Origin of the sequence: Prauserella sp. PE36 (assembly GCF_003311655.1) — a bacterium.
Taxonomy (GTDB): domain Bacteria; phylum Actinomycetota; class Actinomycetes; order Mycobacteriales; family Pseudonocardiaceae; genus Prauserella_A; species Prauserella_A endophytica.
Genome location: NZ_QEQT01000094.1, coordinates 1 through 18,840, shown reverse-complemented (window position 1 = coordinate 18,840; position 18,840 = coordinate 1). Strand labels below are relative to the sequence as shown.

Annotated in this window: 16 protein-coding genes; 7 read left to right on the top strand and 9 right to left on the bottom strand. The window is 72.0% G+C overall.

The genetic code is table 11. The features are described 5' to 3' along the window. Positions 1-9: 9 nt before the first annotated feature. From DI005_RS29940 to pdhA, 3 genes are read right to left on the bottom strand one after another with little or no spacing between them, the layout of a single operon-like run. Complete coding sequence (locus DI005_RS29940; protein ID WP_113644379.1) at positions 10-1,239, bottom strand: dihydrolipoamide acetyltransferase family protein; 1,230 nt, start codon at positions 1,237-1,239, stop codon at positions 10-12. Beyond that, on the bottom strand, positions 1,232-2,233 hold the full coding sequence (locus tag DI005_RS29935; RefSeq protein ID WP_113644393.1) for an alpha-ketoacid dehydrogenase subunit beta: 1,002 nt from the start codon (positions 2,231-2,233) through the stop codon (positions 1,232-1,234). Before DI005_RS29935 ends, DI005_RS29940 begins: the two co-directional genes overlap by 8 nt. A 16-nt stretch (positions 2,234-2,249) precedes the next feature. Then, positions 2,250-3,350, bottom strand: a complete 1,101-nt coding sequence (gene pdhA, locus DI005_RS29930; RefSeq protein ID WP_113644392.1) for a pyruvate dehydrogenase (acetyl-transferring) E1 component subunit alpha — start codon at positions 3,348-3,350, stop codon at positions 2,250-2,252. A 118-nt stretch (positions 3,351-3,468) separates the two neighbouring features. Here pdhA and DI005_RS29925 point away from each other — a divergent pair, with 118 nt between their 5' ends. Both DI005_RS29925 and bla read left to right on the top strand, forming a co-directional pair. After that, positions 3,469-3,966, top strand: a complete 498-nt coding sequence (locus DI005_RS29925; RefSeq protein WP_113644378.1) for an Lrp/AsnC family transcriptional regulator — start codon at positions 3,469-3,471, stop codon at positions 3,964-3,966. A 208-nt stretch (positions 3,967-4,174) separates the two neighbouring features. Further along, the gene (bla, locus tag DI005_RS29920; RefSeq protein ID WP_113644377.1) at positions 4,175-5,104 is read left to right on the top strand and encodes a class A beta-lactamase; all 930 of its coding nucleotides are present in this window, start codon (positions 4,175-4,177) and stop codon (positions 5,102-5,104) included. Positions 5,105-5,238: 134 nt separating this feature from the next. Here the strand turns inward: bla and DI005_RS29915 are convergent, their stop codons facing one another. Continuing rightward, positions 5,239-6,777 (bottom strand): CdaR family transcriptional regulator, encoded by a 1,539-nt coding sequence (locus DI005_RS29915; protein ID WP_113644376.1) that lies wholly within the window; start codon positions 6,775-6,777, stop codon positions 5,239-5,241. Positions 6,778-6,934: 157 nt separating this feature from the next. On the opposite strand from DI005_RS29915, the gene DI005_RS29910 reads away from it, so the two are divergent. Further along, positions 6,935-8,197, top strand: coding sequence for an FAD-binding oxidoreductase (locus DI005_RS29910; RefSeq protein ID WP_113644375.1), 1,263 nt, complete (start codon positions 6,935-6,937; stop codon positions 8,195-8,197). Between the two features lie 15 nt (positions 8,198-8,212). After that, the gene (locus tag DI005_RS29905; RefSeq protein ID WP_199543337.1) at positions 8,213-8,857 is read left to right on the top strand and encodes a GreA/GreB family elongation factor; all 645 of its coding nucleotides are present in this window, start codon (positions 8,213-8,215) and stop codon (positions 8,855-8,857) included. 25 nt (positions 8,858-8,882) lie between these two features. On the opposite strand, the gene aztD is transcribed toward DI005_RS29905, so the two are convergent. Genes aztD through aztB form a run of 4 tightly spaced genes read right to left on the bottom strand, consistent with a single transcriptional unit; the run spans position 8,883 to position 13,046 of the window. Beyond that, positions 8,883-10,085, bottom strand: a complete 1,203-nt coding sequence (gene aztD / locus DI005_RS29900; RefSeq protein ID WP_113644374.1) for a zinc metallochaperone AztD — start codon at positions 10,083-10,085, stop codon at positions 8,883-8,885. A 29-nt stretch (positions 10,086-10,114) separates the two neighbouring features. Beyond that, positions 10,115-11,026: a zinc ABC transporter substrate-binding protein AztC gene (gene aztC, locus DI005_RS29895; protein WP_112270101.1), complete on the bottom strand. Its 912-nt coding sequence runs from the start codon at positions 11,024-11,026 to the stop codon at positions 10,115-10,117. Beyond that, the gene (locus DI005_RS29890) at positions 11,023-12,192 is read right to left on the bottom strand and encodes a hypothetical protein (protein WP_113644373.1); all 1,170 of its coding nucleotides are present in this window, start codon (positions 12,190-12,192) and stop codon (positions 11,023-11,025) included. The genes aztC and DI005_RS29890 overlap by 4 nt, the downstream gene beginning before the upstream one ends. After that, the gene (gene aztB / locus DI005_RS29885) at positions 12,189-13,046 is read right to left on the bottom strand and encodes a zinc ABC transporter permease AztB (protein ID WP_113644372.1); all 858 of its coding nucleotides are present in this window, start codon (positions 13,044-13,046) and stop codon (positions 12,189-12,191) included. Before aztB ends, DI005_RS29890 begins: the two co-directional genes overlap by 4 nt. A gap of 48 nt (positions 13,047-13,094) precedes the next feature. Here aztB and aztA point away from each other — a divergent pair, with 48 nt between their 5' ends. The 3 genes from aztA (at position 13,095) to DI005_RS29870 (ending at position 17,842) form a co-directional block, all read left to right on the top strand. Then, complete coding sequence (gene aztA, locus DI005_RS29880) at positions 13,095-13,844, top strand: zinc ABC transporter ATP-binding protein AztA (RefSeq protein WP_113644371.1); 750 nt, start codon at positions 13,095-13,097, stop codon at positions 13,842-13,844. 60 nt (positions 13,845-13,904) lie between these two features. Further along, on the top strand, positions 13,905-15,317 hold the full coding sequence (locus DI005_RS29875) for a hypothetical protein (RefSeq protein ID WP_199543335.1): 1,413 nt from the start codon (positions 13,905-13,907) through the stop codon (positions 15,315-15,317). Positions 15,318-15,619: 302 nt separating this feature from the next. Further along, positions 15,620-17,842: a hypothetical protein gene (locus tag DI005_RS29870; RefSeq protein WP_113644369.1), complete on the top strand. Its 2,223-nt coding sequence runs from the start codon at positions 15,620-15,622 to the stop codon at positions 17,840-17,842. Positions 17,843-17,882: 40 nt separating this feature from the next. Here the strand turns inward: DI005_RS29870 and DI005_RS29865 are convergent. Beyond that, a protein-coding gene (locus DI005_RS29865) for an IS5 family transposase (protein WP_369973583.1) occupies positions 17,883-18,789 on the bottom strand; the annotation gives its coding sequence in 2 pieces (ribosomal slippage) (positions 17,883-18,420 and positions 18,419-18,789; 909 coding nt in all). Positions 18,790-18,840 lie beyond the last annotated feature (51 nt).

Here is an 18,840-nt window from a genome sequence, read left to right as displayed (position 1 = left end):
GCCCGCGGCTCACAGGTCTCCGAGCGCGGCCACGGGCGACTCGACGCAGTCGGCGACGAACCGCAGGAACCCGCCGGCCGTGCCCCCGTCGCACACGCGGTGGTCGAAGGCGAGGGTCAGCTGGCAGACCTTGCGGGGCACCACCTCTCCACCGGTCACCCACGGCCGCTCGATGATCCGGCCCATACCAAGGATCGCGGCCTCGGGGTGGTTGATGATGGCGGCCGAACCGTCCACCCCGAACACCCCGTAGTTGTTCACGGTGAAGGTGCCTCCGGTGAGCTCGGCCGGGCTCAGCGTGCCCTCCCTGGCGGCCGTGGTGCGCGCGCCGATCGCCTCGGCGAGCTCGCGCGTGCTCAGGCGATCGGCGTCGGGCACGACGGGCACCACGAGACCGCGTTCGGTCTGTGCCGCCAGCCCGAGGTGCACCGCGCCGAGCACGACGATCTCGTCGCCCTCGACGCGCGAGTTCAGCTCCGGGTAGCGGCGCAGGCCCGCGACCGTGAACCGGGCCAGCAGCGCCAGCAGGCTCACCGGCCGCCCGGGATCCTTCGCGTTGAGCACGGCCCTGGCGGCGAGCAGCTCCGTGGCGTCGGCATCCACCCAGACCGTCGCCTCCGGGATCTCCCGGCGCGAGGTGCTGAGCTTGTCGGCGACGGCCTTGCGCAGGCCCCGCAACGGGATCCGGCGCTCGTCCCCGTTCTCCCTCGGCACGGGCACCTCGGCCGCTCGCTCGTTGAGCACCGCCTCGACATCGGCCCTCCGGATGACGCCGGCGGGTCCGCTGCCGGTTACCGAGGCCAGGTCGATCCCGTTCTCCCGCGCGAGCCTGCGCACCAGCGGGGAGATCACGGCGGGCCGCCCCGCCGCAGGCCGGTCCAGCACCGCGGCGCCCCTCGCGCCACGCCGCCGTCGCGGCTGCGCGCTCGGCGTGCCGTAGCCGATCAGGACGTTTCCGCTGCCCTCCTCGGCGGTCACCACGCCGGGTTCGGCGAGCCCGGCGTGCTGGGGCTCCACCGTGATGAGCGGCGAACCCACGGCCAGCGTCTGGCCCTCCTCGCCGTGCCGGGCCGTGACCACGCCCGCGAACGGCGCCGGCACCTCCACGGCGGCCTTGGCGGTCTCCACCTCCACCACGGGCTGGTCGATGCCGATCTCCTCGCCGACGTCCACGAGCCAGCGCACGATCTCCGCCTCCGTCAGGCCCTCGCCGAGGTCCGGCAACAGGAAGTCAGGCATCGCGCACGCTCCCCTGGGCCGCGAGGGCGACCTGGTCGTCCCACTGCAACCGGTCGATGGCATCGAGGATCCGGTCGACATTCGGCAGGTGACTGGACTCGAGTTTCGGTGGCGCGTAAGGGATGTCGAACCCGGTTACCCGCAGCACCGGCGCCTCCAGGTGGTGGAAGCACTGCTCGCTCACCCTGGCGGCGATCTCCGCGCCGTAGCCGCAGAACCCAGCCGCCTCGTGCACCACCACGGCCCGGCCGGTGCGCCGCACCGACTCGGCGATCGTCTCGTCGTCCACAGGGGACAGCGTGCGCAGGTCGACCACCTCGACGTCCCTGCCCTCCTCGGCCGCGGCCTCGGCGGCCGCCAGCGCCGTGGCCACCATCGGGCCGTAGGCGATCAGCGTGATGTCGGTGCCCCGCCGCCGGATCGCCGCCCTGTCGAACGGGGTTCCGGTGCGGTCGAACGACACCGGTTCCCTTGCCCAGTACCGGCACTTCGGTTCGAGGAACACCACGGGATCCGGCGACTCGATCGCGTCGCGAAGCAGGTCGTAGGCATCCTGGGGCGTAGCCGGTGTGACCACCCTCAGGCCGGGCGTGTGCGTGTAGTACACCTCGCTGGAGTCGCAGTGGTGCTCCACCCCGCCGATCCCGCCCGCGTACGGGATGCGGATCACCATGGGCAGCTCGACCCGGCCACGGGTGCGGTTGCGCAGCTTCGCCACGTGCGAGGTGATCTGCTCGAACGCCGGGTAGGCGAACGCGTCGAACTGCATCTCCACCACCGGCCGGAAGCCGCCCATGGCCAGCCCGACCGCGTGCCCGACGATGCCGGACTCCGCGAGCGGCGTGTCGAAGCACCGGTCCTCGCCGAAGTCGCGGGTGAGCCCGTCGGTCACCCGGAACACCCCGCCGAGCGGGCCGACGTCCTCGCCGGACACCAGCACCCGGCCGTCGTCCTTGAGCGCGTCCCGCAGCGCGCTGTTGAGCGCCTGCGCCATCGTGAGCTGCTCCACGTCATCCCTCCTGCGCGGCGAGTTCGGCGCGCAACGTCTCGCGCTGCGCGGCCAGCTGGCGGGTCGGTTCGGCGTAGACGTGCGCGAACAGCCCGAGCGGATCGACCTCGGGCTCGGCGTTCATGCGGGCCCGGAACCCGGCCGCGAACTCCTCCGCGGCAGCCGCGTCGGCGGCGACGTCCTCCTCGGTCAGCACGCCGCGCTCCCGCAGGTGCGTTTCCAGGCGCCGCACCGGATCCGCAGCCCGCCAGCGCTCGACCTCGGCCGCATCGCGGTAGCGGGTCGCGTCGTCGGCGTTGGTGTGAGCGTCCATCCGGTAGGTGTGCGCCTCGACGAGGAACGGCCCGCCGCCGCACCGGGCGTGCGCGACCGCGTGGTCGAGCACCGACAGCACCGCGACGAGGTCGTTGCCGTCGACCTGTTCCGAGGCGACGCCGTAGCCGACGCCCTTGTAGGCGAGGGCGGGCGCCCTGGTCTGCTTGGCGAGCGGCACCGAGATCGCGAACCCGTTGTTCTGCACGAAGAACACCACCGGCACGTGGAAGACGGCGGCGAAGTTCAGCGCCTCGTGGAAGTCACCCTCGCTCGTGCCGCCGTCGCCGATGAGCGCCAGCACCACCCGTTCCTCCCCGCGTCGCCGGATGGCGTCGGCGAGTCCGGCCGCGTGCAGCGTCTGCGTGGCGAGCGGGGTGCACTGCGGTGCGGTGAAGGTGGCGTGCGGGTCGTAGCCGCAGTGCCAGGTGCCGCGCAGCAGTTCCATCAGCTGCACGGGGTCCAGGCCGCGGGCGACGAGCGCCATCGAGTCGCGGTAGGTCGGAAACAGCCAGTCGTCGTCGCGCAGTGCGAGCGCCGCGGCGATCTGGCACGCCTCCTGCCCCGCCGCCGACGGGTACACGGCCAGCCTGCCCTGCTTCGTCAGAGCCGTCGCCTGCGTGTCGAACCGCCTGCCCAGCACCATGCGCCGGTACGCCTCGCGCAGCCGCTCCGGCGACGGCTCGGTGTAGCCGGGCGGCGGCGGGCCCGCGGTACCGTCCTCGGCCACGAACCGGACCGGCTCCCCCGCGGGCAGCAGACCGGTGACGTTCTGGCGCTGAGCAGCCATCGCACACCGCCTTCCGTCGTTCTCGGTGTCGAGAATGCTGCCCACCGGCACACTGCATGTTCAACGATCTGCCAGAATCAGCGACAAACGGCCATCAACAGAGGGGCTTCCCGACCAGATGTCCAACACCAGTGCTCCCGAGGGCCTGCCCGCTGGACGAACGGCGGCCGCCCTCGACGCCGTCGACCGCGCCATGCTGGACGTGCTGGCCGACGACGCCCGTATCTCCGTGCGCTCGCTGGCCGAACGGCTGGCCATCTCGCGCGCCAACGCCTACTCACGACTGGACCGGCTGCTTCGCGACGGCGTGATCACCGGATTCGGCGCGCGGATCGATCCGCAGCTGGCCGGGCTCGGCACGAGCGCCTACGTGCTGGTCACCGTCGAGCAGACGGCGTGGCGGGCGCTGAAGGACACGCTGGGCGCGATCCCCTACGTCGAGCACATCGCGCTGGTGGGCGGCGACGTCGACGTGCTGCTGCTGGTCCGCACCCCCGACAACGCCACCCTGCGAGACGTCGTGCTCGGCCGGATCCAGGCCGTGGACGGTGTGCGGGCGACCCGGACGTGGCTGGTGTTCGACGAGTTCCCCGGCGCAGGCTCGCCGCTGAGCTGATGCTCCCCAAGGCCACCTTTGTTGCGTTGAACGCAACAAAGGTGGCCTTGGGGGCCGGCACCTCCGTCACCGCTCGCCGGCCGGGCGAACGGGCGGCACCTGGCTCTATACCGGCACGGCATGAGTGCCGCCCGGATCGGTCTTGAACGCGGTCACCGCACGTCGTGAGACTGACCTGGCACGACCAGGAAGATCGAGAGGACCACCCTTGCCCATCCAGTCCGCGCGCCGCCTCGCGGCGGCCGCCGCTCTCTCCCTGCTGGCACTCACCGCCTGCACCGCCAGTGGCGAGCCACCGGCTCGCCAGTCCTCGGCGTCGTCCGCCCCGGCCGAGGCGAGCACGGCCGCGGCGACGGCCGAGCGCGAGTTCGGTGAGCTGGAGCAGCGGTTCGACGCGCGGCTCGGCGTGTACGCCGTGGACACCGGCACCGGCCGGGAGATCAGCCACCGCGCCGACGCGCGCTTCGCCTACTGCTCGACGTTCAAGGCGCTCGCCACCGCGGCCCTGCTCAGCGAACGCACGATCGCCGAACTGGACGAGGTGGTGGTGCCCTATACCGTGGACGACCTGGTGACCTTCTCCCCCGTCACCGAAAAGCACGCCGGCGCGGGCCTTCCGCTGCGGGAGCTCATGGACGCCGCCGTGCGCTACAGCGACAACACGGCCGGCAATCTGCTGCTGCGTGAGCTCGGTGGGCCGAAGGGCCTGCAGGCCGCGCTGCGCGAGGTCGGCGACCAGACCACGCACGTCGACCGGTTCGAGCCCGAGCTCAACGAGGCCACACCCGGCGACATCCGCGACACGAGCACGCCCAGGGCACTGGCCACCACACTTCGTGCCTACGCACTCGGCGACACGCTGACCGCGGACAAGCGAGCGATCCTCATCGACATGCTCCGCCGCAACCTCACCGGCGACGAGCTGGTCCGTGCCGGGGTGCCGGATGGCTGGGTGGTCGGCGACAAGACCGGCACAGGTGGCTACGGGACCCGCAACGACATCGCCGTCGTGTGGCCGCCCGACCGCGCCCCGATCGTGATCGCGATCATGTCGAGCCGCGCGGAGCAGGAAGCCGAGCCGGACAACGCTCTCCTCGCTGAGGCCACGAAGACGGTGGTGGAAGCGCTGCGGAGCTGACGGGCGGGTGAGTGCGCGCGTGAGCGACACGGCCGGGGCCGCGTCGCCGCGGGGACCCGCTTCCGGCTGCGGCGACGGATGCCGGCCAAACCGCCCGGCGCGCGAAGCCGGTCGCGCGGGTCCGGTATCCGCGATCACGCGTCGTGGTCGCCGATGGCCAGCGTGATCAGCATCGCCAGCCGCTTGCCGGGATCCTCCAGCTCCAGGTTGACGATCTCGGCCATCTTGCGCATGCGGTAGCGAATGGTGTTCGGGTGCACGCCGAGTCGCGCCGCGGCGGTGTTGAGGTCGCCCTGCGCCTCCAGCCAGGCGCGCAGGGTCGTCAGGAACCGCGTCGCGTTCGCCTCGTCGTGCCGGGCGAGCTCGACCACGGGCCCTCGGGACGGGATGCGCCCCGAGGAGGCGGCCGTGCGCAGGCGCTGCAGCAGGATCTCGTCCCACGACTCGTCGTAGCAGACCGCCGGGGTGCCGGGCCGAGTGGTGTGCAGGGCCAGGCTCTCGTCGGCCTCCTGCCTGCTCGCCGGGATCTCGCCGGGCTCGGCGGGCGCGCCGATGCCCGCGGCCGGCGTGACGTGGGCGGGCAGGCCGTGCACGAGAGCGCGCAGCCAGTCGCGGGCGGCGCCGGGGTCCTCGTCACACGGCAGCAGCGTGTAGACGGTGTTGCCGAACAGCGTCGTCCGCCCCGGACGCGACCAGCCGAAGCCGGTGGTCGCGCGTTCGAACGCGAGCAGGATGGCGGCGTGCCGCTCGCCGCCGGTGTGTGCCTGCAGCGCGATCACCCGCAGCGGCCGAGGCGGCAGGCCGAGCTTGCCGAGCACGGCGGTCGCGTCCGGGGTGCCCTCCAGCAGCTGGATCACCAGCTCCGACTCGACCTGCCGTTCGAGGTCCGCGCTCACGCGCGAGCGGAGCAGGTGCAAGGCCACCGTGTGGGCTCCGTCGGCGAGCGCCCGTGCCCGCGCGGGATCGAGCGGCCCGTCGCACGTGACCCACAGCGAACCGAGCAGTTCCCGGCCCGCGCGGACGGCGACGACCGTGCGCCCGCGCATCCCGTGCTCGGGTGCTGCCTCCACGTAGCAGGGCTCGTCGGAGATCGCGAGGTGGGTGAACACGCCGCGCCGCTCGAACAGGGCGCGCACCGGCTCAGGCACCCGCCTGCCCAGGATCGTGTCGAGTCGCGCCGGGTCGGCGTCGTTCTGCACGCTGGAGTAGGCCATCACCCTGGAGAGCTGGTCCTCGATGGTGACCGGCCCTCCCACGGCCGCGGCGATGGTGTCGGCAAGGGCGAACAGGTCGCTCGGGCCCCGGCCGGACTCGGTCTCGCGACCCTCGAGCACGAGCCCGTAGACGACCCCGGCCACCTGGCTCCAGGACACCCGCGGGTCGACGAGCAGCAGGCAGAGCCCGTGGGCGTCGGCGGTGCCGAGCACGTCGCCGGGCGGCCGCTCGTCGGTGCGGACGAGCACCGCCCTCGCCTGCCCGCCGATCGCAAGCTCGACCGCGCGAGCGACGTCGGGGATGCCGACCGCCAGCAGGACGTCGCCCACCATGGGGTCGGCCGCGGTGGGGTCGTGCATGACGACGCTGTGCAGTTCGGTGTCGCGACCACGCCCGTGGCCGGCCACCCGGATGCCGTAGCCGCCCAGCACGTTGATCAGGTGATCCAGTCTGACCATCTACCGACCCGTCTCCACCGCGAAAGTTCCGACGAGCCTACCGCTGGCCGAAACGGACAACGAGCTTCGGCATATTTGTTCGTTCCGGACAACCATCGAACGGTCCCGGTCGCCCATCCTCGCGATGTGGAGTTCGCACGGATCCGGGAAGGTGCTCATGGGTGAGGTCGGTCGGAGCTCTGAGGGACCACGCACGGCACTCGTCGTCGGCGCCGGCGTGGTCGGGCTCTCCACCGCGTGGTTCCTTCAGGAGCGCGGTGTCGCCGTCACGGTGGTGGACCGGGCCGGGCCCGCGGCCGGCGCGTCCTGGGGCAACGCGGGCTGGCTGGCCCCGGGCCTGGCCCTGCCGCTGAACGAGCCGGGGGTGCTGCGCTTCGGGCTGCGGTCGCTGTTCGACCGCGCGGCCCCGCTGCACGTGCCCGCGTCGCCCGACCCACGGCTCTGGCGGTTCCTGCTGCGGTTCGCCGCGCACTGCAACTGGCGCGCCTGGGAACGGGTGGCGCAGGCCAACCTCGCGCTCAACGCCGAATGCCTGGAGGCCTTCGACACGCTCATCGCGGGCGGCGTGCGGGCAGCGACCCCGCAGGCGCCGGTCACGGCGGTCTTCGAGTCGGCCGGACATGCCGCGGGACTGCTCGCCGAGCTGGCCCGCCTCCGGGACATCGGCCAGGAGCTGTCCTACCGGGGACTCACCGAAGGCGAGCTGCGCGAATGGCTGCCGCAGGCGTCGGAGCGCACGGGAACCGGCGTTCGCGTGGACGGGCAGCGTTACGTCGACCCCGGTGAGTTCGTCGCGGCCCTCGCGGACTCGGTCCGGGAGCGCGGCGGCGTGATCCGCAGCGGTTTCGACGTCGTCGACATCCGGCCCCATCGCCACGCCGCGACGGTGCGCTCCGCGTCTGCCGGAACGCTGTCCGCCCAGGTCGTCGTGCTCGCCACGGGGGCGTGGCTGAACAAGCTGACGAGGCGCTTCGGGGTCCGGGTGCCCGTGCGCGCCGGCCGCGGCTACTCGTTCACCGTCGCGACCGACGAGCCGGTGCCCGGACCCGTCTACCTGCCCGAGGCCCGCGTCGCCTGCACGCCGTACCAGGGCGGCCTCCGGGTAGCCGGGACGATGGAGTTCCGCGGGCCGGACGCCGCTCTGGACCCGGCCCGGATCGACGCAATCGTCGCGTCGGCGCGGCCCTTCCTCACCGGTGTCCGGTGGGAGGAGAGGCGGGACGAGTGGGTCGGCCCTCGGCCCGTGACGCACGACAGCCTGCCGGTGATCGGCGCGACGGCGGCGCCGGGGGTGTACGTCGCGGGCGGACACGGCATGTGGGGCCTCACCCAGGGCCCGGTGACGGGACGGCTCCTCGCCGAGCAGATCACCGCGGGCAAACAGCCGGAGGCGCTGCGCGAGTTCGACCCGCTGCGCTGAACCGAGGAGCAGGTGATGACAAGCAACGAACCGATCGATGAGAGCGAACGCGCCGAACTGGAATGGCTCCGGGCCGAGAACGCGCTGCTGCGTACCCAGCGCGACGTACTCGAACGCGTCGCCACCGGCTTCGCAGAGGACGCCAACGCCACCCTGCTCAGGCGGCTCACCCGCACCGACCACCAACGCACGACCCGAGGACGCACAATGACCGCACACCAGCGCACCTGGCTCACCACCGACGCCTTCGAACGGCTGCGGGACGAGCTCGCCGAGCTCCGCCGTCACCGCCACTCCGCCCATCCGGACGAGGACGACACCCTCGGCGAACCGCGCAGGCAGGCCCGCATCCGCCAGCTGGAGGAGATTCTCCACAGCGCCGTCGTTGGCGAGGCGCCGCCCGACGACGGCGTGGCCGAACCCGGCATGGTGCTCACCGTCAGGTTCGACGACGACCCCGCCACAGAGACGTTCCTGCTGGGTGTGCGCGACGGCGGCGACGCCGACGGGCTCGAGGTGTACTCGCCGGAGTCGCCGCTCGGCCGCGCGCTGGCCGGGGCCAGGCAGGGCGAGTCGCGGACCTACCCGGTGCCCAGTGGGGCCACGGTGCGGGTGACCCTCGTGCGCGCTGTCCCTTATGGACAGCACACGGCGCGGTGAGGCGTCCCCACCGCGCCGCGGGCCGTCAGTGAGCCTGGGCCAGCACCCCGCTCAGCTCGTTCGGCGCCTCCTCCAGCTTCGCCGTGGCCGTCTTCTCGCCCGTGGCCAGGTCCACGGCGTGCAGCTGCCGCTCGCCGGGGTCGGACACGTACGCCGTACCGCCGCGCACGAAGATCGCCGGCCTCGGCTGCTGCCACTCCAGCGGTTCCTGCCACCTCCCGATCACCGGGATGGTGCGCACCACCTCGGCGCGCACCGGGTCGAGGACGTGGATGGCGCCGTCGGTGCCGAGGACCAGCGCCTCGCCCTGCGGTCCCCTGGCCAGCGAGCGGAAGGTGTAGCTCGTGCCGAGGTCGACCAGGCGCAGCTTCCCGGTCTCGGTGTCGATGAGCGAGACCTGCGTCGGGCGTTCCAGCTCGGCGTCCTCGTCCTGCTTGTAGTCACCGAGCACGATCGGCGACGCGTCCGTGCCGGACTGGTTGCCGATCCGGCCGTACTCGGTCGGGCTGTCGACCTTGGTGATCTCGCCGTCGCGGTACACGAGCACGCCGTCCTCGCAGCCGATCACCACGGCCTCGCCCCGCGCCGTGGCCTCGCCGTGCACGCCGGGGCACTGCTCGTTGCGGGCGATCTCCTCGCGCTGCGCGTCGAGGACCATGATTCCGGTGCGCTCCTCCTCGTTGCCGAGGGTCACCACGAGCTCACCGTTCTCCAGCTCGATCGCGACGCCGTGGTGCGGCTCCGCGGTGGTGTAGGACTCGGTCTGCGGCTTGCCGTCGCCCAACTGCGCGGGGTCGAAGCTGATGACCTCGCCGGTGCCGTCGGAGAAGAGCACCGTGCGCCCCGCGTGCCGGACGACGTGCCCGGGCTCGGGGCCGGGGAACGTGACGTCGGTCAGCTGCGCGCCCACCGCGTCCAGCACCTGGAAACCGTCCGAGGTGGACACCATCACGTGCCGGTCGTCACCCGCCGGGTTGAGGCGGTTGAAGCCCTCCAGCGGGAGCTCCGCCTTGACGTCGAGGGTCTTGCCGTCGAGCACGTAGATCCCGCCGTCGTAGGTCGCCACCACCGGATCGGCGACCGTGGTGGCGGGCTGTCCCTGGCGCGCGCCGCCGCCCTCCTGACCGGCCGGCCGCTCGTTCTCGGTGCCGCACGCGCCGAGCGCGAGCACCGCAGCGGCCACTGTGGACACTCCGGCGACCCGCCGATATCGCAGGCTGTTTCTCATCGTAACTCCCATTTCTCTTTTGCGATTGCTCAGTTCCGGCCGAGACCGTCGACGATCGTGTTCGTGTTGGCGCGCATCATGTCCAGATAGGTCGGTGCTCCCCCACCGGGCTCGCTGAGCGACTCGGAGAACAGCGGCAGCACGCGCACGTGCACCCCGGCCTGGTCGGCGAGGACGCGGGCGAGCCGATCGGGCTGCGAGGAGTCCGCGAAGATCGCACCGACCCCCGCGGAGCGGATAGTGGACGCGAGTTCGCTGAGGTCGGACGCGCTCGGCGAGGCCAGCGTGGTGCCGCTGGGCACCACGGCGCCCACGATCTCGAAGTCGTACCGCTGCGCCAGGTAGCCGAACACGTGGTGGTTGGTCACGAGCTTGCGCCGCTCGGGCGGGATCGCCGCGAACCGCTCCGTCATCCAGCGGTCGATCTCGTCCACGCGCTCGAGGTACGCTGCGGCGTTGGCCCTGACGGTCGCCTCGTCGATGCCGTCGACCTCCCGGACGAGCCGGTCGGTGATCACCTCCACCGCGGTGCGCACCCGGCGTGGATCCGTCCAGAAATGCGGGTCGGCCTTGCCGTCCTGCTCGTCACCGCGGTAGCGGATCGGTTCCACCTCCTCGCCGACCGCCAGTGCGGGCACTCCGGCGTCCACAGCGGCGTCGACGTTGCGCTGCACACCCTCCTCCAGGCCGAGTCCGTTGTGGATGATCAGATCGGCCTGTTCGAGGCGGGCGGCCTCCTGCGCCGAGATGGCGAAGGAGTGCGGGTCCGCGTTCGGTCGCATCAGGACGGTCACGGGCACCTCGTCGCCGGTGACGGCGCGCGTCAGGTCGCCGAGGATGTTGGTCGTCACCACCACGCCGCCGCCGTCGTCCCCGGCCGCGGAGCACCCGGAGAGCGCCAGCAGCAGCGTGACGGCGGCCGCACACAGCCGGGCCCTCACCGGCCCGTCTCCACCAGATGCGCGGGCTCGATGTCGAGCTCGAAGGTCCGGGCGACGCGCAGGTCGTCGTTGTAGTCCACTTCGTACACCCGCCGTCCAGCCGGATCGTTGACGTACGCGCGGCTGGTGTCGACCTGAATCACCGGCGTCGCACCGGCATCGATCGGTGCCGTCAGCAGCGACCTGCTCGCGATCTGCTCCCCCGTGGCGGAGTCGTAGGCGTGCAGCACGCCGTCGGCCGTGAGCGTCAGCAGCGGCCCGCCCTCGCCGACCGCGTTCGCGGCCACCACGGGTCCGGTCTCGATCCGGCTCCAGGACCGCTCCGACACGTCCAGCGACCAGACGCCGCGCTGGCCCGCGGCCGCCGCGAGGGTCGCGCTGCCCGGGCGGTGGGTGAACTCGGTGGCCCGCTCCGCGTCCGGCACGGACTGGGGATACGGGATCTTCGCGCCGGTGAACGCGCCATCGTCCTCGCTCACGAGCAGCGCACCGTCCGCGCAGCCGAACACGACCCCGCGCCGCGTCACCGCCGTGCCCTCCGGGTCGGGGCACGGCTCCCCGATCGCGCGGGCGCCCTCGCCGCGGCGCTCGCGGACGGTGACGCCGTCGTTGGTGGCGACGAGCAGCCGCTGCCCGTAGGGCACGGCGATGCCCTCGACCGGCTCCCGCGCGCGGACGTCCCCGTCCTCCAGCGCAGGGCGGTCCAGCAGCGCCGTCGTCCCGTCCTCGAGCGCAACGGCGGTGACGGCCGAGTCGGTGTTCGCGGCGACGGCGTTGCCGTCGATCCGGCCAGCGCCCCGGATGTCGGCGCGGTAGTAGTGCACGTGGTCGCCGTGGTCGACCATCCAGGCGCCGCTGTCGACGACGTGGGTCGACTCCCCTGCCGCAAGGTAGGCGAACCGGCCGTCGGTGCTGATGCCCTCCACGGCGGGTATGTCGTCGAGACGGGTGACCTCCTCGGTGATCAGATCCAGTACCCGTACCGCCCCGCCACGCGCGTCGGCGAGGACGAGCCGGGACTGTGCCTCCGCGGCCTCCTCGGCTCCCTCCACGTAGCCGTGCGGTGTGGCCTCGGCGTCCTGTCGCGGCTGTGGATCGCCGCCGCAGGCGGTCAGCAGCAGCCCTGCGGACAGCGCCAGTGCGGCGGCCTTGTTGTGTGCCCTCAAGATGACTGCGGGATCCCCTCTTCAGTAGTGGTGCGGCTCGCGCGCTCCCGCACGCGAGCGGCCAGTGCGGACAGGAAGAACAGGGCCACGGCGACCGCGGCGATCGTGGCTCCGGCCGCGGTGCCCCAGTGCCACGAGACGAGCAGCCCGGCCCCGGTCGCGACGCAGCCGAGCACCGCGGCGCCGAGCATGATCAGCGGGATGCGGCTCGCCCAGAGCATTGCCGCGGCGGGCGGCGCGATGAGCAGTCCGAAGACCAGCAGCGTGCCGACGACGTGGAACGACGCGACGATCGCGAGCGTGAGCAGACCCAGCAGCGCCGCGTGGGCGAGGCGCGGGTACAGCCCCAGCGTGTGCGCTCTGCGGGCGTCGAAGGTGAGCGCCACGAACGCGCGGTAACCGAGCGCGGACACCACCGCGGCGACGGCCAGCGCGGCGGCGAGGAAGCCGAGGTCCCGGTCCCGGACCGCCAGCACGTCGCCGAACAGGAAGCCCGTGAGGTCGACCGCGAAGGACTGCGAGTGCGACACGATGATCACGCCGGTCGCGAGCATGCCGACGAACAGCAGGCCGATCGCCGTGTCCTGCGAGAACCGGCGCGAGCGGCCAAGCGCCGTCACCCCGAGCGCCATGACCCCGGCGCTGAGCGCCGCGCCCAGCAGCAGGTTGCCGCCGGCCAGCGAACCGAGCGCGACGCCCGGCAGCATCCCGTGCGACATCGCGTCGCCGAGGAAGGCCATGCCGCGCAGCACCACCCACGTGCCGGCCAGTGCGCAGATGAGCGACACGAGAACCCCGCCCCACAGCGCCCGCTGCACGAAGGACACCTCGAACGGGGCCATCAACCACTCCACGGCGAGCGACTCTATAATGAAAACGATTGTCGTTTCAATTGAGGTGTCATGACACACAGTGATGGGCCGGGCGAGATCAGACTCGATGGGGTGACAGCCGGGTACGCGGGGAGGACAGTGCTGCACGCGATCACGGCGCGCCTTCCGTGCGCGGGCGTGACGGCGATCGTGGGCCCCAACGGCTCCGGGAAGTCGACGCTGCTGTCGGTCGTCGCGGGCGTCCTCCGCGCGAGCGCGGGCTCGGTGACGCTGCCGGGCGGCGTGCGGCCCGCCTTCGTCGTGCAGCGCAGCGCCGTGTCCGACAGCCTGCCGATCACTGTGCGCGAGACCGTCGCGATGGGCCGGTGGGCCCATCGCGGCCCGTGGCGGCGGCTGTCCGAAGAGGACCGGAGGATCGTCGCCGAGGAGCTGTGCCGCCTGGAGATCACCGGCCTCGCCCGGCGGCGGCTGGGTTCGTTGTCCGGAGGGCAGCGGCAGCGCGCGCTCGTCGCACAGGGCCTCGCCCAGCGGTCCGGGGTGCTGCTGCTCGACGAGCCGGCCACCGGCCTCGACGTGCCTGCCCGGCGGGCGATCGCCGCCGCGCTCACCGCCGCGGCCGCGGCCGGCACGGCCGTCGTCCACGTGACCCATGACCTCGCGGAGGCCGACCGCGCCGACCACTGCCTGCTGCTGCGCGACGGGCGCCTGCTCGCCGAGGGCCCACCGGCAGCCGTGCTCACGCAGGACGCACTCGACACGGCATGGGGACTCCGGCGCCCGGCCGTGACCGTTATGAACGAAACCTCCAGCGGGCGGTGACCGCTGCCTAGCATCTCAAGGCCCGGCGCAAGGGTGCGCCGGAGACCGAAGGAGGTCGTCGTGCACCGGAGCCAGTCACCACGCCGAGCGCTGGCGAGCGGACTCGTCGTCGCCCTCGCCGGCGGCCTGCTCGCCGGGAGCCCTCCGCGGGCGGTCGCCGCCGAATGCCCGGCCGAGCTCGCCGGGATGGCGACCTGCCGCACCGGACAGGACGGGAACGGGGCCTACTACGCCATCGCCATCCCCCACGACTGGAACGGCTCGCTGGTGCTGCACGCCCACGGCGGACCGGACCTCGGCGAAGGCTCCGACCCGGAACGCAGTGTGGAGGACCTCGCCCGCTGGTCGGTGATGGTGCGCGAGGGCTACGCCTGGGCGGGTTCGTCTTACCGGCGCGGCGGCTACGGGACGCGCATGGCCGCGGAGGACACCGAGAACCTGCGGCGGCTGTTCGTGGCCGAGTTCGGGCGGCCACGGCAGACGTTGGTGCACGGCCAGTCCTGGGGCGGCAACGTCGCCGCGAAGGTGGCCGAGATCTATGGCGACGGCCCGCGCGGCCCCTACGACGGCGCGCTGCTCACCAACGGGGTGCTCGCCGGCGGCTCCCGTGGCTACGACTACCGCGTCGATCTGCGCGTGGTCTACCAGTACTACTGCGGCAACCACCCGCGTCCCACCGAACCGCAGTATCCACTGTGGATGGGCCTGCCCGCGGACGCGACGATGACCTCGGCCGACCTGCGTTCCCGGCTGCAGGAGTGCACCGGCTACCGGTCCTCACCGGCCGACCGCACGCCTGAGCAACAGCGGAACCTCGACGACATCCTCGCGGTGACCGGCATTCCGGAACGCACGCTGGAGTCACACCTGCGCTTCGCGACGTTCACCTTCCGCGACATCGTCCACAACCGGCTCGGCGGGCGGAATCCCTTCGGCAACAAGCAGGTCCGCTACACCGGCTCGCACGACGACGCGGCACTCAACGCCGGGGTGCGGCGGTTCTCCCCCGACCCGTCGGCTGTGCGTGACCTGTCCTTCGACAGCGACCCGACGGGCGCCGTCTCGATTCCCGTGCTCACGCTGCACGCCATCGACGACCCCACCGCGTTCGTCGAGCACGAGTCGGCCTACCGCGCCAGCCTGGACGGTGCGCGCGCTGGACGGCTGCTGGTGCAGACCTTCACCACCGAGACCGAGCACAGCTCATTGAGCGACGCCGGGTACGCCACCGCGATGTCGGCCCTGTCGGCGTGGGTCCGGACGGGCCGCGCGCCCACTCCGGGCTCGGTGGCCCGCGCGTGCCCGGCGTTCGACGCCCGCTACGGCACGGGCTGCTTCTTCGAGCCCGCCTACGTTCCGGCCGACTACGAGTCGCGCGTGTACCCGCGGCGCGCGGGCCAGCGCTGGCCCGCCCTGAGCGCGGCCGAGGAGAACGCCCTTCGCCACGTACCAGGCGTCGGCATCGCCCCGTGAGCAACTGCTCCCCAAGGCCACCTTTGTTGCGTTGAACGCAACAAAGGTGGCCTTGGGGGACGAACAACACGCTTCGGCTCCATGCCGGGCAACGTGAGCCACAGCCCTGGGAATCAGGTGACGTCCCTTGCCGGAACGGTGGGGCACACCACCACCGGCGCCGCGTGGCCGGAACCGGTCACCGCGGCCGAACGCCCCCGCCGGAACCTTGCCGCGTGACCGCCCGCTGGGTACCGTCACGGCACCCGTTCGGATGAAACGTTTCATCGAACGTCACACCCGATCCAAGGAGGGACCGGTTCGTGACCGAGCAGCGCAGGCTTTCCCGCAGAACCGTCGTCAAGGGAGCCGCCGCCGTGGCCTCCGCGACGCTCATGTCCCGCGTGCTCCAGGCGGAGGCCGCCGCGGCCCCGCGCGGCGAAAGCCGTCCCGGCACGCGCATCGACCGTTTCGCGCTGGTGTCGCGGCACCGGGTGGTGCGCCACCGCAGCGATCTCGAACTGCCCGTCCAGGTCGGCAACGGCCGCTTCGCCTTCGGCGCCGACGTCACCGGCCTGCAGACCTTCGTGCCGTTCAACACCCTCTCCGACTGGGGCTGGCACGTCGACGCGTTGCCTCCCGGCAAGCAGATCTCGGACTACCGCGGCACGATCTGGGACACCTACGGCCGCGACGTGTACTACTGGACCGACGACGACAACGAGCCGGAACTGCACAACTGGCTGCGCGAGAACCCGCACCGGGCCAACCTCGGCCGGATCGGCCTGCGACTGCTCAAAGAGGACGGCAGCGAGGCGGTGGAGGCCGACCTCACCGACATCGTCCAGGAGCTCGACCCGTGGACGGGCGTGCTGCGGAGCGCCTTCCGGCTGGAGGGCCACCGGGTCGCCGTCGAGACCGCGTGCCACCCCGGCGAGGACGTGGTGGCCGCGCGGATCAGCTCCGACCTCGTCCGGCTCGGCCGACTGACGGTGTTCCTGGAGTTCCCCTACGCCACGGCGGCTGGCCGGAACAAGTTCGAGGCGCCCTACGTCGGCTTCTACGACCGCCCGGAACTGCACTCCACCGAGCTCCGACGGCAAGGCCGGGCGGCGATCGTCACGCACACGATGGACGCCACGCGCTACCAGGTCGGGCTGAACCTCGCAGCGGGCGCGCGGGTCAGCCGTCCCGACCCGGCCCGGCACCGCTACGAGATCACCGGCGGCGGCGACCACCTCGACGTGGCCGCGCTCTTCGCCCCCGAGATCCGTGGCACCGTGCCCGTCGCGGCCGAGGTGGTGCGGCAGAGCGAGCACTGGTGGCCGCGGTACTGGCGCACCGGCGGCGCGGTCGACCTCTCGCGCAGCGGCGACCCGCGCTGGCGCGAGCTGGAACGCCGGATCGTGCTGAGCCAGTACCACCTGGCCGTCAACGACGCGGGAAACGACCCCGCCCAGGAGTCCGGGCTGGTCAACAACGGCTGGTACGGCAAGTTCCACATGGAGATGTACTGGTGGCACGCGTTCCAGTACGCCCTCTGGAACCGCTGGCCCCTGCTCGACCGCAGCACCGACGTCTACGAGCGGTTCCTGCCGAAGGCGCGGGAGCTGGCGAAGTCACAGGGCTTCCGCGGCGCGCGGTGGCCGAAGATGACGACGACGCACGGTGACGCCATCGGCCGGGAATCGCCGGGAACCCCGACCTGCCTGCTGATCTGGCAGCAGCCGCACCCGATCTTCCTCGCCGAACTGGACTACCAGGCCCATCCGGGCAGGCGCACCCTGCTGAAGTGGCGTGAGGTGGTCCACGAGAGCGCCGAGTTCATCGCCTCGTTCGCCAACCGCGAGGAGAGCGGCCGGTTCGTGATCGGCCCGCCGATCATGTGCTGCAACGAGCGCAACCCGTCCGCCGAGACGATGAACCCGGCATTCGAGCTCTCGTACTGGCGATTCGGCCTGCGCATCGCCCAGGCGTGGCGCGAACGGCTGGGCACGGGCCGCGAACCGTACTGGGACGAGGTGCTCGGCGGCCTCGCGCCGCTGCCCGTCGAGGACGGCGTCTACGTGCTCTACGAGGGCGTGCCGAACATGTGGACCGAGCGCAACACCAACCACCCCGACCCGATCGCGCCGTTCGGGATGCTGCCCGGTGACGGCGTCGACGTGGAGACCATGCGCGCCACGACGCGCAAGGTGTACGAGACGTGGCCGGTGACCGATCTCTACAGCTGGGACTTCCCGCTGCTGGCGATGAACGCCGCGCGGCTGGGCGATCCGGCGACCGCCGTGGACTACCTGCTGCACGAACGGCTCGGCTTCACCGATACCGGCCTGCCCGCCAGCGGCAAGAGCGGGGTGCCCTCGCCGTACTTCCCCTCCGCGGGCGGTCTGCTCTACGCCGTCGCGATGATGTGCGCGGGCTGGGGCGACTCCCCGGAGGGTCCCTCCGGGGAGGCCGGCAGGCCAGGGCCGGACGGCACGGCGCCCGGGTTCCCGGACCAGGGGTGGGTGGTGCACTGGGAGGACCTCGCCCCGGCGCTGTGAGGGCCAGTGCCCCCGGCGGAGAGCACTAGGTCGTGTCTCCTTATTGCCGAAGCCATAGGGTGATCGCGCGGAGGACGATGCCTCCTCGGTAGACGGCGGCGAGCTTGTCGTAGCGAGTGGCGATGCCGCGCCATTGCTTGTGGTCGTTGAAGGACCGTTCGATCACGTTGCGCCGCTTGTAGGTCAGGGCGTCGAACTCGGGTGGGCGGCCTCCGGCGGCGCCACGCCGTCTGCGGTGAGCAATCTGGTCTGCGGGCTGTGGGATCACGGTCTTGATGCCCCGGGCTCGCAGTCTGGCTCGAATCGCTCGGGATGAGTAGGCCTTGTCGCCGATCAAGGCCTCGGGGCGAGTGCGCGGCCGACCTGGACCGAGCCGTTTGACGGCCAGGTGGGACAGCAGCGGCGCGAGCATGGGGGAGTCACCGGCCTGGCCGGGTGTGAGTGCGATGACCAGCGGGCGGCCGCGGCCGTCGACGAGCTGGTGGATCTTGGTCGACATCCCGCCCCGCGAGCGTCCCAGCGCATGATCAAGCGGCTCGGCGCGTAGATCCTTGTAGTTCGGCTCAGCCCCCTGTGGGCCGCCGACCTGCGGGATGTTCGACCCGTCGCAGGGTGACCGCGTGCTGGTGGGCGCGGTTGATGGTGGAGTCGACCGACACCGTCCAGTCCACCCCGCCGGCGGCGTCAGCCTCAGCGACCAGCCGAGCGTGGATCTTATCCCAGGTCCCATCGGTCGAGAACCGCTTGTGCCGCTTCCACAGCGTCTGCCACGGTCCGAACGACTCAGGCAGGTCCCGCCACGCGATCCCGGTCCGGAATCGGTAGACGATCCCCTCGACCACCTGCCGGTGATCCCTAAACGGCCTGCCTCGCTGGCCATCCGAGGACGGCATCAGCGGCTCAATCCGAGCCCATTGAGCGTCAGTAAGCACCGCAAACCGTGACATGCGATCAACAATCCCAGCTCACACCGCAGATCTTTAGGAGACACGCCCTAG

Excerpts from the sequence above, each read along its gene's own strand:
- DI005_RS29940 (WP_113644379.1), bottom strand. The coding sequence starts at position 1,239 with ATGCCTGACTTCCTGTTGCCGGACCTCGGCGAGGGCCTGACGGAGGCG.
- DI005_RS29905 (WP_199543337.1), top strand. The coding sequence starts at position 8,213 with ATGACAAGCAACGAACCGATCGATGAGAGCGAACGCGCCGAACTGGAA.
- aztD (WP_113644374.1), bottom strand. The coding sequence starts at position 10,085 with ATGAGAAACAGCCTGCGATATCGGCGGGTCGCCGGAGTGTCCACAGTG.
- DI005_RS29915 (WP_113644376.1), bottom strand. The coding sequence starts at position 6,777 with ATGGTCAGACTGGATCACCTGATCAACGTGCTGGGCGGCTACGGCATC.
- DI005_RS29925 (WP_113644378.1), top strand. The coding sequence starts at position 3,469 with ATGTCCAACACCAGTGCTCCCGAGGGCCTGCCCGCTGGACGAACGGCG.
- DI005_RS29935 (WP_113644393.1), bottom strand. The coding sequence starts at position 2,233 with ATGGCGCAGGCGCTCAACAGCGCGCTGCGGGACGCGCTCAAGGACGAC.
- pdhA (WP_113644392.1), bottom strand. The coding sequence starts at position 3,350 with ATGGCTGCTCAGCGCCAGAACGTCACCGGTCTGCTGCCCGCGGGGGAG.
- aztA (WP_113644371.1), top strand. The coding sequence starts at position 13,095 with ATGACACACAGTGATGGGCCGGGCGAGATCAGACTCGATGGGGTGACA.
- DI005_RS29910 (WP_113644375.1), top strand. The coding sequence starts at position 6,935 with ATGGGTGAGGTCGGTCGGAGCTCTGAGGGACCACGCACGGCACTCGTC.